The sequence below is a fragment of the Halorussus salilacus genome (genome assembly GCF_024138125.1).
GTDB lineage: Archaea > Halobacteriota > Halobacteria > Halobacteriales > Haladaptataceae > Halorussus > Halorussus salilacus.
Genome location: NZ_CP099994.1, coordinates 200,071 through 213,303, shown reverse-complemented (window position 1 = coordinate 213,303; position 13,233 = coordinate 200,071). Strand labels below are relative to the sequence as shown.

12 protein-coding genes and 1 pseudogene are annotated in these 13,233 nt (G+C 67.8%); 7 read left to right on the top strand and 6 right to left on the bottom strand.

Features of this window, described 5'->3' with window-relative positions:
• Positions 1-122: 122 nt before the first annotated feature.
• The 4 genes from NGM10_RS16660 (at position 123) to NGM10_RS16645 (ending at position 3,476) form a co-directional block, all read left to right on the top strand.
• Positions 123-839 (top strand): formate/nitrite transporter family protein, encoded by a 717-nt coding sequence (locus NGM10_RS16660; RefSeq protein ID WP_253484719.1) that lies wholly within the window; start codon positions 123-125, stop codon positions 837-839.
• Between the two features lie 67 nt (positions 840-906).
• The gene (locus NGM10_RS16655; RefSeq protein WP_253484052.1) at positions 907-1,077 is read left to right on the top strand and encodes a hypothetical protein; all 171 of its coding nucleotides are present in this window, start codon (positions 907-909) and stop codon (positions 1,075-1,077) included.
• Between the two features lie 140 nt (positions 1,078-1,217).
• The gene (locus NGM10_RS16650) at positions 1,218-1,739 is read left to right on the top strand and encodes a macro domain-containing protein (protein ID WP_253484049.1); all 522 of its coding nucleotides are present in this window, start codon (positions 1,218-1,220) and stop codon (positions 1,737-1,739) included.
• Between the two features lie 228 nt (positions 1,740-1,967).
• A complete protein-coding gene (locus tag NGM10_RS16645) occupies positions 1,968-3,476 on the top strand; it encodes a PAS domain S-box protein (protein ID WP_253484046.1) in 1,509 nt (502 codons plus the stop codon).
• 32 nt (positions 3,477-3,508) lie between these two features.
• Here the strand turns inward: NGM10_RS16645 and NGM10_RS16640 are convergent, their stop codons facing one another.
• Together NGM10_RS16640 and NGM10_RS16635 are read right to left on the bottom strand one after the other, a co-directional pair.
• Positions 3,509-4,534, bottom strand: a complete 1,026-nt coding sequence (locus NGM10_RS16640; RefSeq protein WP_253484043.1) for a hypothetical protein — start codon at positions 4,532-4,534, stop codon at positions 3,509-3,511.
• A gap of 336 nt (positions 4,535-4,870) precedes the next feature.
• On the bottom strand, positions 4,871-5,317 hold the full coding sequence (locus NGM10_RS16635) for a universal stress protein (protein ID WP_253484041.1): 447 nt from the start codon (positions 5,315-5,317) through the stop codon (positions 4,871-4,873).
• A gap of 196 nt (positions 5,318-5,513) precedes the next feature.
• Between NGM10_RS16635 and NGM10_RS16630 the strand changes: the two genes are divergently transcribed.
• The gene (locus NGM10_RS16630; protein ID WP_253484038.1) at positions 5,514-7,265 is read left to right on the top strand and encodes an alkaline phosphatase D family protein; all 1,752 of its coding nucleotides are present in this window, start codon (positions 5,514-5,516) and stop codon (positions 7,263-7,265) included.
• Between the two features lie 68 nt (positions 7,266-7,333).
• Here NGM10_RS16630 and NGM10_RS16625 read toward each other — a convergent pair whose 3' ends face one another.
• From NGM10_RS16625 to NGM10_RS16610, 4 genes are all read right to left on the bottom strand, one after another.
• Positions 7,334-8,251, bottom strand: a complete 918-nt coding sequence (locus NGM10_RS16625; RefSeq protein ID WP_253484035.1) for a helix-turn-helix transcriptional regulator — start codon at positions 8,249-8,251, stop codon at positions 7,334-7,336.
• Between the two features lie 288 nt (positions 8,252-8,539).
• A complete protein-coding gene (locus tag NGM10_RS16620; protein ID WP_253484033.1) occupies positions 8,540-10,390 on the bottom strand; it encodes an ABC transporter substrate-binding protein in 1,851 nt (616 codons plus the stop codon).
• 311 nt (positions 10,391-10,701) lie between these two features.
• Complete coding sequence (locus NGM10_RS16615; protein WP_253484030.1) at positions 10,702-10,980, bottom strand: DUF7521 family protein; 279 nt, start codon at positions 10,978-10,980, stop codon at positions 10,702-10,704.
• Positions 10,977-11,354, bottom strand: coding sequence for a winged helix-turn-helix domain-containing protein (locus NGM10_RS16610; protein WP_253484027.1), 378 nt, complete (start codon positions 11,352-11,354; stop codon positions 10,977-10,979). Before NGM10_RS16610 ends, NGM10_RS16615 begins: the two co-directional genes overlap by 4 nt.
• Before the next feature lie 116 nt (positions 11,355-11,470).
• Between NGM10_RS16610 and NGM10_RS16605 the strand changes: the two genes are divergently transcribed.
• Positions 11,471-12,616: a multicopper oxidase domain-containing protein gene (locus tag NGM10_RS16605; protein WP_253484024.1), complete on the top strand. Its 1,146-nt coding sequence runs from the start codon at positions 11,471-11,473 to the stop codon at positions 12,614-12,616.
• Between the two features lie 5 nt (positions 12,617-12,621).
• Positions 12,622-13,131: pseudogene (locus NGM10_RS16600) on the top strand (halocyanin domain-containing protein); the annotation flags it as partial.
• Positions 13,132-13,233: the final 102 nt, after the last annotated feature.

The following is a 13,233-nucleotide window of genomic DNA, read 5'->3' as shown; positions in this document are numbered from 1 at the left end:
AGTCGCGACGAACGGGGAGGGTTCGTAACGTGGGAGGCTCCGAGTCCGAGGCCTCCCTCACGGGCGAACAGACGCCGACGCCCGACGTTCTCACCTCGCTCATCGAGTCGGGGCTCCACGAGATGGACCGGGAGTGGTCCGGACTGGTGCTGTCGGGGTTCTCGGCCGGACTCGACATCGGGTTCGGTCCCCTGCTGATGGCGGTGTTCCTCACGCTCAGCGAGGGCGGGTACGGCGACATCGGGACCGAGCTGCTGCTGGCGAGCGCCTACGCCGTGGGGTTCATCTTCGTCATCATCGGGCGGTCGGAGCTGTTCACCGAGCACACGACCCTCGCGGTGATGCCGGTCCTCGACGGACAGGCGACGTTGCGGGAACTGGGGCGACTCTGGGGGCTGGTCTACGTGGGCAACATCGTGGGCGGGGCGGCGTTCACCGCGCTCGTCGTCACCATGTTCCCCTCGCTCGGGGTCGCCGACCCCGAGGCGTTCGGTACCATCGCGCACAAACTGGTCGACCACGACCTCGACTGGCTGTTCGTCGCGGGCATCCTCGCGGGGTGGCTGATGGGCCTGCTGGCGTGGCTGATAACCGCCGCACAGGAGACGGTGAGCCGATTGCTCATCATCTGGCTCGTCACCGCCTCCATCGGCATCCTCCACCTCCCCCACTCCATCGCGGGCAACGTCGAGGTGCTGTTCGGCGTGTTCGTCTCGCCGGAGGTGTCGGTCCTCGACTACGCGAAGTTCCTCTCGCTGGCGACGCTCGGCAACGCGGTCGGCGGCGGCGTGTTCGTCGGCCTGCTCAAGTACGGCCATGTGACCCGCGGCGGGGGGTAGCGCGACGGCAACCCGCGAACGACCTCGCCGACAGCCCTTTGTCGGCCCCCGTCGGGAACTAGGCACGATGTTCAGAGCACAACTGACCGACGGCGAGCAGATCGACTGCGCCGACTACGAACTCGGCGAGCGCGGCGCGACCCTCTACGGCGACGACGAGGAGTTCCTCGCGTTCGTCCCGTTCGCGAACCTGCTGTGGCTCGGCGGCGTCACGGAGGACGGCCGGACGAAGTGGTGAGAGCGAGTGGAGGGACGAGCAGGAGCGAAGGCGAATCGGTTCGCGGGGACCGCGGGGTCTCTCGACCCCGCGGTCCCCGCGAACCGTCGAATTCCCCCCGCACCGTCAAATCCAACCGTTCGGCGCGCGTATCACCGGACATGGAGTTCACCGTGATACAGGGCGACATCGCCCGACAGCGCGCCGACGTGCTGGTCAACGCCGCCGGGACCAGCCTCCGGATGGGAAGCGGTGTCGCCGGGGCGCTCCGCCGGACGGCGGGCGAGGAGCTAAACGAGGAGGCGATGGCGAAGGGACCGGTCGACCTCGGGGAGGTCGCGGTCACCGACGCGTACGACCTCGACGCCGAGTACGTGGTCCACGCCGCGGCCATGCCCCACTACGGCGACGGCCGGGCGACCGCCGAGAGCATCCGGGAGGCGGCCCGGAACGCGCTCGACGCCGCCGACGGCCGCGGGGCGGAGTCGGTCGTCGTCCCAGCGCTCGGGTGCGGGGTCGCGGGGTTCGACCTCCGAGAGGGCGCGCGGATCATCTGCGAGGAGATCGCCGACTTCGACCCGGAGTCGCTCGAAGACGCGGGGTTCGTCGCCTACGCCGACGACGAGTACGAGACGGTGCGAGCGGTCGCCGACGAGGTGCGCGCTCTGGGGGACAGCGCGTGACCGTCGGACCACCTATTTTTAAGTTCCAGAAGGAATATTTTCACCAAGGAACGAGAGGATGAAGAAAAACGACCGGCGTTCCGGCGGGAGCGGAGGGCCCAGCGACCGCCGGGCGCGCCGGGGAGCGCCCACCCGACGATTGGGAAATGTATTTCTACCTGACTCCGCGACCAATCAGACGAAGGTAACTGGCGACCGTCGGCGGCGACCGGAACCGAACACCACGCCATGAACGAACAGCTACGTGAAGAAAAGCGGAAGATCGAAGAGCTACACGAAGTCGCGTCCGAGATGGAGGCGTGTCACACCGAAGACGAGGTGTATCGCCTCGGCGTCGACGCCGCGGAGGGCATCCTAGAGTTCGACATCTGCGGCATCGACGTGGCCGAGGACGGCTACCTCGTCCCGAAGGCGACTTCGACGGAGATGCCCAACGACGGCTACGACGCCCTCGAAGTCGACGAGGGGCTGGCCGGTCGGACGTTCCAGAACCGCGAGTCGTTCGTCATCCCGGACGTTCGCACGATGGACGAGGCCGAACCGGTCCAGAAGCAGTACCGGTCCATCCTCAGCGTCCCGCTTGGCGACCACGGCGTGTTTCAGGCCGGGTCCCGCGAGGCCGAGGCCTTCGACGAGGACGACCTCGAACTCGCGGAACTGCTGATGTCCCACGTCACCGAGGTCATCTCCCGCATCGAGTCCCAGTCGGCGCTGCGCGAGAGCGAGGAGAAGTACCGCACGCTCGTCGAGGGGAGCCACGACGCCATCTTCATCCACAGCGACGGGCGGTTCCGGTTCGTCAACGACCGCGTCGCCGAACTCACCGGCTACAGCCGCGAGGAACTCGACGAGCTACCCATCTGGGGGGTGGTCCACGAGGACGACCGCGAGCGGGTCAAGGAACTCATGGAACAGCGCGAGCCCGAGGAGGACACGCCCCACTACGAACTCCGCGTCCGGACGAAGGACGGCGACGTGCGCTACGTCGAGATGAGCGTCCAGGTCATCACGTACGACGGCGACGTCGCCCACCTCGGGTCGGCCCGCGACGTGACCGAGCGACGCAAGCGCAAGCGACGCGTCGAGCGCCAGAACGAGCGGCTCAAGGAGTTCGCCAGCGTGGTGAGCCACGACCTGCGAAACCCGCTCAACGTCGCGCAGGGCCACCTCGGACTCGCCGAGGAGACCGGCGAACAGCGCCACTTCGAGAAGGCCGAGTCGGCGCTCGACCGGATGGAGTCGCTCATCGGTGACCTGCTCAAGCTGGCCCGGCAGGGCCAAGACGTGAGCGAGACCGAGCGCGTCGACCTCGAAGCGGTCGTCCGGCGGGCCTGGGCGACCGTCTCGACCGGCGACGCGAGCCTCCGCGTGGCCGACGGGCTCGGCGAGCTGGAGGCCGACGACGGCCGCCTGCAGGAACTGCTCGAAAACCTGTTTCGGAACTCGGTCGAACACGCGGGCGGAGACGTGGTCGTCGAGGTCGGCCCCCTCGGCGGTCCCGCGAGCGACGACGCGGGGCGCGTCGCTCGCGCCGACGGCTTCTACGTCGCCGACGACGGCCCGGGAATCCCCGAGGCCGACCGCGAGAAGGTGTTCGAACACGGCCACACCACCGCGGAGGACGGCTCGGGGCTGGGCCTCTCCATCGTCAAGAGCATCGCCGACGCCCACGGATGGGACGTGTCTGCCCACGAGAGCGACGCGGGCGGTGCGCGCTTCGAAATCGCGACCGCGTAGGACGGGCGACCGCCTCGGAGAGCGACCCGAAGCTATCGGAACCCGCGCACGTCGGATATCGACAGGGGACTCGGGGGCAGGTCGGCCGACGGGTCGGGGTCGTTGTACGCCCCGGGGGCCACGTCGTTGGGCGCGTCGGGGTAGAAAAGCGACGCCAGCAGTTGTATCTGGCGTCGTCCAGCGTCGAGTTCGAACTGGCCGCCGCCGTACATCCGGACGCCGCGCTGCTCGCAGTACTCGACGGTCTCGAACAGCGACTCGACCGACCCGAACCGAGAGGGCTTGACGTTGAGCCACTCGGGTTCGAACGGGAGGTCTCGGACGCTCTCGACGCCGGTGATGGGGTAGTCCCACGAGACGCGCTCGCGGGCGTCGGCGAGCGCGTCCCGGGTCCCGTCGGTCCACGCGGGGTCTTCGAGGACCGCGTCCGGGAAGGCCTCGACCACGCGCCGGTAGAGGTCCGGGTCGGCGCTCCCGGCGACCTCACTGTCCTCGTAGTGGGCCTTGAAGTCGACCACGCGCACGCCCGCGTCCGCGAGGTCGGCGACGAGGTCGGGGGTCCATCCGTCGTCGGCGTCGAGCTTGAACTCCACGTCGGGAGTTCGCTCGCGGAACCGGTCGAGAGCGGCCGCGCTCGGCGGGTCGCCGAGCGGGGGGCTCGCGACGAACCGGACCGGGTCGTACTCGCGGCCGAGTTCCGCGCCGAGGTCGGTGTCGGCCTGCCGGAGCGCGAGGTCGAGCGCGGCGCTCTCGAACGCCCACCGCCGGTAGTGGCGAAAGTGGTCGTCGGGGTCGGCGTCGGGGAAGAACTCGCGGTCGGCGAGTTCGCGGCTGAACTCGCCGAATGCGTACTCGCCGTCGAGGCCGAAGTCGCGGTCGGGAATCGGGTGGAGGTCGGCGTCGTAGGTCACGTCCTCCCCGACGCCGGTCTCGCCGTCGCCGCGGAGCGAGACCACGGTGGTCGCGCGGGTGAACTTGGTCGTCTCGCGCTCGCGGCGCTCGAACTCGACGCTCTCGACCGAAACGGGGAGGTCGGCGATCCGCTCGTAGAGGTCCATAGAACCGATTTGGACCGCGACCGGGAAAATCGTTGGCCCGCCTCGTGGGCGGCCCACTGACTAGTGGCGCTCGGTGGGTCGTCCATCGGGAATCAGCCGGTGGAACAGTCCACCGTGGGTGGGAATGAAAGGGGCCGTCCGCTCGCGGGCCGCAGGCCCGTGGTCGCCTCAGCGACCCCTATCGCCGCGCGGTTTGCGGCGATATGTCGCTGAGCGACCGCGAGCGGGCGGGGGCTTTCGAGACGTTCGTTCTGCTGTCTGGACCACTGGCTCCTAACGGACATCTCGAAAAGACCGCTCCCGAAAAGCACCGTCTACCAAACCACGACGAAAGCCCTACTCCGTGACGACGGTGACCGGCCCGTCGAAGTTGAGGATTATCGACTGGGTGAGGTCGCCGAAGATGGCCTTGCCCGCGGGCGAGCGCTTCTCGCCCGCGATGAACAGGTGGTCGCAGTCACGGTCGTCGGCCGTTCGGAGAATCTGGTCCTGCTCGTCGCCGAGCGTACCGACCGCCTCGAAGGAGACATCGACGTCGCTCAGCATCTCGTGTCCGATGTCGGCCGCGAACTGGCGGGCACCGTCGCGGGCCTGCTGGGCGGAGTAGGTGACGTTGCTGTCGGGGATTTCGGCCATCGCCTGTCGCCTGTCGTTGTACTCATCGTCGGTCGTGACGTGCAACAGCACGAGTTCGGCATCGACGGCCGCGGCGAGTTCGCCCGCCTCTCGGACGAGCGCTTTGGTGGACTCCTCGGCGTCGACGACTGCGAGCGCGCGTTTCATGTGTTGGACGTGATGTGTGGAGCCATACGAATAAAACGTTTCCGTCTAGTATTCTGTTCATTCTGCGCTCGGGCCGGTCGGCGAACCCGGCGACGCCCCCGTAACCGACCGCTACCAGCGATTCGTCGCTGGCAGTAGATATCAATTATCCTATCAATCCCGCACCTATTTGGGCGTCGGCGGCGTCACCGAACGCGTGCCCGACCACTCGACACGCCGCGACGTTCTGGCCGCCGCCAGCGCGCTCACGCTCGGGGGGACCCTGTCGGCGCTCGCCGACGACGGCGCGGCCGCCGCGCGAATCGACCCCGAAGCCGTCGGCGACGGGCGCGAGGGAATTTTCGAGGTCGAGCGCCAGCCGTCGTCGGTCTTCCCGCAGTCGGTCGCCAGCGGCGGGCCGACCCCGAGCGGGGTGCTGCTGTGGACCCGCGTGGACCCCGACGCCCGCGACGGGGCCACGCCGCTCGGCGTCGAGGTGGCGACCGACCCCGAGTTCGCCGACGTGGTCTACCGGGGGACCGTCCCGCCCGAGCGGTTCGGTCCCGACCGCGACTTCACCGCGACCGTCGACCTCGACGGGGAACTGGACGCCGACACTCGGTACCGCTATCGGTTCGTCTACGACGGCGACGCCAGCAGGGTCGGGCGGTGTCGGACCCTGCCCGGAGCCGACGCCAGCCCCGAGTCGGTCCGGTTCGCGGTCGCGAGCTGTAACGACTACCTCGACGGCTTCTTCGGCGCGTTCGCGCGAATCGCCGAGGAGGACGTCGACTTCCTCGTCCACCTCGGGGACTTCATCTACTCGTACGGCGGCGACGGGCCGGGCGACCGCGCCATCGAACTGCCCAGCGGGAACCGGCTCGCCCACGAACTCGCCGACTATCGGCACCTCTACCGGACCTACCGCAGCGACCGGAGCCTCCAGCGCGCGCTGGAGGCCCACACCCTCATTCACACATGGGACGACCACGAGATCGTCAACGACCGGTGGTGGAACTACGAGACCGACGCGCCCCAGTCGGGGACCCACCCGCGCGGTGAAGACCCCGAGTTCATGCGCCAGCTGTACGTCGACGCCATCCGGGCGTACACCGAACACGTCCCAGTTCGGGTCGAGTACGAGCCCGAGGGGAGCGACCGAGACGACCGAGCCGACGGCCGGGAACTCCCGGCCGACGACCTCCACGACGCGTTCCGGCTCTACCGGTCGTTCCGGTTTGGCGACCTCGCGGAGCTGTTCGTGACCGACGAGCGCCTCTACCGGTCGGAGCCGCCCAGCGCGGGCGAGGACGGCCCCGCGGTCCCCGCCGAGGAGGCCGCCGAGGACCCCGGCCGGACGATGCTCGGCGACGACCAGCGCCGGTGGTTCCTCGACGGGACGACCGACTCGTCGGCCCGGTGGACGCTGTGGGGCAACGAGGTGCTGGCGTCGGCGTTCCGGTTCCTCGACGACGGCAGCGTGGCGGTCAACGCCGACGCATGGGACGGCTACCGGACCGAGCGCGGGCGGCTCCTGTCGGCGCTTTCGGAGGCGGGCGTCGAGAACCTCGTCACGCTGACCGGCGACATGCACAGCTATCTGGCGGCGTACCTGCTGGCCGACTTCGCGGTGTCCCCGCAGGCGCTCGCGTCCGAGAGCGAGCGCGAGCGCGTGGGCGTCGAGTTCATGGCCCCGGCGGTCTCCAGCGACAACCTCGTCGCGACGGGACAGCTCCCCGAGAGCGACGCGGTCGCGGGCGCGCTACGGATAGAGAACCCCCACGTCGAGTGGTTCGACAGCAGCAACTGGGGCTACGCGGTCGTGGAGGTGAACCGCGAGGAGCTCGTCTACTCGGCGTACGCGGTCGACAGGAGCGTCGATTCGGCCGACGTGCCCAAGCGGCTCCTGCGGCGCTACCGGGTTCCGGCGGGCGAGGTCGCGATGGAGGAGGTCGACGGAGGCGGATAGGAAGTCGGCGCGGGGACTCGGACTTCGGCGAAGGGAAATCGGCACGGGACTCGGGATTTGGAAGGGAATCAAGATTCGGCGACTCCGCCGTCGCGCGCGTCGGGCGAACGCCCGACGCGCGCGGCCTCCGACGCGACGCGCTCGAACAGGTCGTCGGCCCACGCGACCGCCTCGCGGGAGTCGGTCCGGACGAACCCGAGGATGGAGCCGTCGTCGTAGAGCATCACCCCGACCGCTCGGTCCGAGCGGTCGGCCGCCGACGCCGGGTCGACCGACCCGGCGTCGGCGGCCGAAGTCGTGCGAGTACCTCGGGCGGCGGAGTCGGCGGAGTCGGCGGGGTCGGCGCACTCACCGCGGTCGGCGCGGTCGATCAGCACGAGGCTGAACGACCGGTCGAGCGGCGTTCGCGAGACCGAGACCCCGGACGTTCCGAGCAGCGCCGACACGTCCTCCTTGCGACGGGCCAGCAACCACTCGAACACCTCCTCGGCGAAGACGAGGTCGGCGGTCATCCCCGCCTCGACGCGCTCGCGGTAGAGGTCGACGTAGCGCGAGACGACGGCCGACGCGAACAGCCGGACGTGAGACGCCTCCGCGAGGAACGACGCCAGCGTCTCGACGGGTTCGTGGGGGGAGTACGACTCGGGTAGCGACACCTCGGCGTCCTCGAAGAGGGCGGCGTCGAGCGGCGCGTCGGGCGCGAGCCCGGCGAGCGCCTCCCGGAATCGGGCGATTCCGTCGAGACGAGCGGCGTGGCGCTCGCGGTCTTCGAGCGCGAGTTTCCCCGCGAGCGTCGTCCGGTAGCCGTCCTCGGTCCGGTCGACGAACCCGGCAGACTCGAGTTCCCGGACCGCGCGGTCGATGGTGGACCGCGACTCCCGGAGTTCGCGGGCCAGTTCGCACTTCTCGTGGGGGCGGCGCAGTCGACGCAGGAAGTGGCTTCGGTTCCGGAGACACTTCTGCATCGCGGCGGAATCGGGGGACATGGGAGAACGCACACACCGCTTACATAAGAAATTACATGTAAGCACATATTTAAGTGTGCGATAGGCTTTTGTGTCTGCTCACAACGCGTGAGCGACCCCCTCGGAAGATGGGATGAAGGACCCCGGGTCTCAAGTGGGAACGCTGGTGCGGAACCAGCGTGTGCCTCTGACACCGGTCCCAACACCATTGTCGAACCTCGGGGACTCGGTCCCCGTGACCCGTCTTCGACCGCTACAGGTCCGTCGTTCGGGTCGTTCCCACGAAAAAGGAGCGAGCGATAGCTCGGGTCAGTTCAGACTGACTTCGTTGTACATCTGTCGACTCGTCCCGGCCGCACCGAACGCGGAGATGTCGACCGACTCGTAGCTGAACCGCTGGTCGAGTTCGTGGTAGGTCGGCAGGAGCGCGATGTCCTCCCAGTTGGCCTCCTCCATCTGGACGTAGGCCTCGCCGCGGGCCTGCTCGTCCTCGTCGGTCGGCGCGCGGTTCTCCTCGATGGTCGCCCACGCCTCCTCGGCGGAGCTGGCCGCGTCGGTGTCGCTCCAGTTGAAGTAGGAGATGGGCGCCGCCTGGGACGTGTCGGTCTGGGGCGGATTGAGCAACTGGAGGAAGTTGTCGGGTGCGGGCCAGTCCATGACCCATCCGAGCGAGTAGGCTCCGAGATTACCGTTGCGACCGCGTTCCAGCAGGGTCGAGAACGGCGCGCTCTCGACCGCCATGTCGATGTGGGCGCTCGCGAGCTGGTCGCGCAGGAGGACGGCGACGTCCTCCCAGGTGTCCGAGGACTCGTAGACCGTCATGGTGAACGAGTAGCGCTCGTTCTGGCCGTATCCGGCCTCCTCCATGACCTGCCGGGCCTGGTCGAGCTGGGTCTCGTTGTAGCCGTAGGGGTAGTTCTCCTCGGCGTGGCTCTGGTACTCCTCCGGGCCCCCGGGGTAGATGGTCGGCGGCGTGAAGTGATAGGACGGTTCTCCCCGGCCCTTGAAAATTTGGTCGAGAACGTCCTGCTGGTTCATCGCGTACGCCGCGGCCTGCCGCGCCGGTTTCTCGACCGTGTCGGTGTTGAAGCCGATGTAGAAGGCGTTGATGGTCGGGACGCCCTGATAGTTGAGCGTCTCGTCGTTCGCGCGCTCGACCGGACCGTAGGTGCCGGTCTCCCGACCCTGGTCGTCGGTGTTCTCGACGCTGAGAAGGTTCGGGTCGTAGAACTGGGTCGGAATCTGGAAGACGTCGGCGTTCTGGTTGGTCACGTACGTCCACCGGGCGTTGGCGTCCTCGACGATGTTCCAGTGGACCCGCTGGACGTTCGCCACGCTACCGTGGTAGTCGTCGAAGCGCGTGACCGACGCCTCGTCGTTGGTCGCCCAGTTCTCGAACTCGAACGGTCCGGCCCCGACCGGGCTCTCGCTGGCGAACTCGTCCTGAGACATCTCCCCGTCGTAGCCCTCGATGTCGTCGACGAGTCCCTCCGGAACCGCGGCGAACGACGTGTACGCCAGCATCGGGAGCGTGGCGTGGAACGGCTCTTCGAGTTCCATTTCGAGGGTGTAATCGTCGCTGGCCTCGACCGCGAGGGTCCCGGGCTCGTAGGACTCCTCTTCTTCGCCCTCCTCGGTGGTCTCGGTGGTCGTCTCGTGGGCGATACCGATGGAGTCGAGCACGAAGTACGCGCGACTGGAGTTCTCTGAGGCCGCGAGTCGTTCCCACGCGTACACGAAGTCCTGCGCGGTGACCTCCTCGCCGTTGTGGTACGTCGCGCCCTCCTTGAGCTGGAAGGTGTACTGCGTGAAGTCGTCGGACACCTCGTAGTCGTCTGCGAGCTGGGTCTCGACCTCGATGGCCCCGTCCGGATAGTTCATCAGGGCGTCGAACACCTGTTGGATGACCGTCCCGGAGGCGGTGTCGGTCGCCTCGATGGGGTCGAGCGTGGTCATCGTCGAGTTGATGAGGTTGAGCTCGCTGTCTCCGTCCCCACCCCCCTCTTGGGTGGTGTCCTGTCCCCCTTCGGTGGTGGTATCCTGACCGCTTTCGGTGGTGGTGTCCTGACCGACCGCGGTACCCGTGAGCGCTACAGCCGATGCCGCCCCGCCAGTCGCTTCGAGGAAGCGACGGCGAGACATGTTGGATTTCTCTGACATCCCAACGGAGAGACAACGGAGTCGCATATGTATCTAATTATTTATAATGTTGTATGTGGTTATTGGTAAAACTAGACGTCCCGCCCGCGTGTTTTCGCCGAGGCCTCCGAATAGAAAGACGTTCCCGAGCTCACGCGTCGAAATCGAAAGACGGCAACGGAAGAATTCCCGAATACCGTGGCGCAATCACGACCTGAGTCGGTGTGAGGCCGGACCGAGGCCCAGACGTGACGCTCTCGCCCGAACGAGACGCGCGGGGACCGTCGTCGCCGAGCGGAGCGCCGGTGTGAGGAGGAACCGTGAGAAGCGAGTCAGTCCACGTACAGCGAGTAGGTGATGACCGCGAACCCGAGCGCGGCCAGACCGCTCTCGATGACCAGCACGAGCGAGCGGTCGAGACCGATCCCCTGGTCGGCGACGCCCGCGAGGAACGCGCCGAGCGTGACGAACGCGAACCCGAGCGCGAGCGCTCGGAGCGCGGGAGATCCCGTCTGGCGGTAGGCCTTGTACGCGAAGTAGGTTATCAACCCTCCGAGCAGGAGGGTGACTGTCTTCAGGGCGACGACGAGGGTGGTAACGTCGTGAGTCATGTCTGTTTTCGCACCTCCGACCACATGTTCGCGAGCTGTTCTTCGGCCGACCGGGCGGGCCGCGCGACGGTGACGTCGAACTCGCGGTTCTCGGTTATCGCTAGCGTCACCTCGTCGAAGTCCCGGTCGTAGCGGGTGGTGTGGTGGCCGTCGCTCCGAACCTCGGTGAGTTCCCGCAACAGCGACGCCTCGCTGAGGAGTTCGAGCTTCCGATAGACCGTCGAGAGCGGGATGTCGGCGGTGTCCGAGAGTTCGCTGGCTGTCATCGGTTCGTCGAGGTGTTTGACGATGGCCCGGCAGTCCGGGTCGTCGAGCGCGTCGAGGACCTCCTGCAGGTTCGGTTGATCCTGCGCTCCCGCCGGGTCTCGTACCATCTACTGGGAGTATCGCCAGCCGATACATAATTCGTTCGACTCGGGGTCGCGATTTTCAGTTCTCGGGAATCAGCGTCCCCCGATTTACATACGGGATGTCTATCTTCAACTGTATCATGACCGACATCGGCGCACCCGGAAACGGACCGTCTCGACGCGACTTCCTGAAAGCGACCGGCGCGGGTGGGCTCGCCGCCACGGCGGGGTGCACCGCCCCGAGTGCCAGCGACCAACGGACCCGGACCACGCGACAGGAGGCGATGCAGAGCGACGACTCGCTGCCGACCACGAGTCCGCCGGAGATCGTGAACGTGGACGAACAGGGCGGTCAGGTGACGATGAAGACCCAACCCGCGCGCCACGACGTCCACCCCGGTGAGTCGATGGGCGGACCGATAGCGTTCCCGCAGGTGTGGGCGTTCCAGGCCGACGACCGCGACCCCAGCGTTCCCGGTCCCATCCTCCGGACCACGGAGGGCGAGGACATGGAGGTCACCCTCGACAACACCGAGGGCCAGCGCGCACACACCATCCACTTCCACGGCGCCAGCAAGACCTGGGAGAACGACGGCGTGCCGACGACGACCGGCATCACGGTCGACGCCGGTGAGGAACACACCTACGAGATTCCAGCCAACGTCCCGGGAACCCACGTCTACCACTGCCACTTCCAGACCCAGCGCCACATCGACATGGGGATGTACGGCATCTTCCGCGTCGACCCGAAGGACTACGAGGAGGCCGACAAGGAGCACTTCCTAACGTTCAAGGACTGGGACTCGCGGCTCCCCCGACAGATGGCGGGCGAGGACGTAAACTACAACCCCCGCGAGCGCCAGCCCGACGTGTTCACGGTCAACGGCAAGAGCGCGCCCCGGACGCTCCACCCCGAGCAGGGGTCGCCCATCATCGTCAAGGAGGGCGAGACCGTCCGGCTCCACCTCGTCAACGGCGGGTACATGTCCCACCCGATGCACATCCACAACCACCGGTTCCAGCTCGTCGAGAAGGACGGCGGGACCATCCCCGAGGCGGCCCGTCACGACGAGGACATCACGAACATCGCACCCGCCGAGCGCCACACCATCGAGTTCACGGCCGACGCCGACCCCGGCATCTACCTGATGCACTGCCACAAGGTCAACCACGTCATGAACGGCCGGAGCTACCCCGGCGGGATGCTCGGAGGCATCGTCTACGAGTCGGTGATGGACACCGACATCTTCGCACAGCTGATGGAGTACGCGGGCTACGAGGCGTGATTCCGATGACGAAATCCACCACGAGACGGACGTTCCTGAAGGGGACCGCGGCAACGACCGCCACGGCGGCCGCGGGCGCGCTCGCGAGCGCGCCCGCGGCCGCCCAGTCGGACGACGGCCTCGACTCGTGGTTCGAGGGCGTCGAGAACTACGACGGCGTCGAGGACCACACCGGCGAGGACGAGGTCACCATCGAGGTCGGCGCGCAGGGCAACGGCGGCGGGTTCGCCTTCGGCCCCGCGGCGGTCAGAATCGACCCCGGGACCACGGTCGTCTGGGAGTGGACCGGCGACGGCGGCCAGCACAACGTCGTCGACGAGGGCGGCGCGTTCGAGAGCGAGACGGTCGGCGACGAGGGCCACACCTTCGAGTACACCGCCGAGGAGGAGGGCGTGTTCAGGTACGTCTGCGTCCCCCACGAGTCGATGGGGATGAAGGGCGCACTCGTCGTCGGCGACGCCGAGGTCGGCGGCGGCGAATCGGGTGGCGAGTCGGGGTTCGAACTCGACGCGTGGACCGCGGCGGTCGGCGCGAGCGGCCTGCTCGGACTGCTCTCGCCCGTCGCGTTCGCGGCGTTCCTGTTCGGGCGCGACCCCGACCGGCCGCGAGACGACACC

What these genes read in the sequence shown, in the direction of transcription:
- NGM10_RS16660 (WP_253484719.1), top strand. Translation starts at nt 123, where the DNA reads ATGGACCGGGAGTGGTCCGGACTGGTGCTGTCGGGGTTCTCGGCCGGA.
- NGM10_RS16655 (WP_253484052.1), top strand. Translation starts at nt 907, where the DNA reads ATGTTCAGAGCACAACTGACCGACGGCGAGCAGATCGACTGCGCCGAC.
- NGM10_RS16650 (WP_253484049.1), top strand. Translation starts at nt 1,218, where the DNA reads ATGGAGTTCACCGTGATACAGGGCGACATCGCCCGACAGCGCGCCGAC.
- NGM10_RS16645 (WP_253484046.1), top strand. Translation starts at nt 1,968, where the DNA reads ATGAACGAACAGCTACGTGAAGAAAAGCGGAAGATCGAAGAGCTACAC.
- NGM10_RS16640 (WP_253484043.1), bottom strand. Translation starts at nt 4,534, where the DNA reads ATGGACCTCTACGAGCGGATCGCCGACCTCCCCGTTTCGGTCGAGAGC.
- NGM10_RS16635 (WP_253484041.1), bottom strand. Translation starts at nt 5,317, where the DNA reads ATGAAACGCGCGCTCGCAGTCGTCGACGCCGAGGAGTCCACCAAAGCG.
- NGM10_RS16625 (WP_253484035.1), bottom strand. Translation starts at nt 8,251, where the DNA reads ATGTCCCCCGATTCCGCCGCGATGCAGAAGTGTCTCCGGAACCGAAGC.
- NGM10_RS16620 (WP_253484033.1), bottom strand. Translation starts at nt 10,390, where the DNA reads ATGTCAGAGAAATCCAACATGTCTCGCCGTCGCTTCCTCGAAGCGACT.
- NGM10_RS16615 (WP_253484030.1), bottom strand. Translation starts at nt 10,980, where the DNA reads ATGACTCACGACGTTACCACCCTCGTCGTCGCCCTGAAGACAGTCACC.
- NGM10_RS16610 (WP_253484027.1), bottom strand. Translation starts at nt 11,354, where the DNA reads ATGGTACGAGACCCGGCGGGAGCGCAGGATCAACCGAACCTGCAGGAG.
- NGM10_RS16605 (WP_253484024.1), top strand. Translation starts at nt 11,471, where the DNA reads ATGACCGACATCGGCGCACCCGGAAACGGACCGTCTCGACGCGACTTC.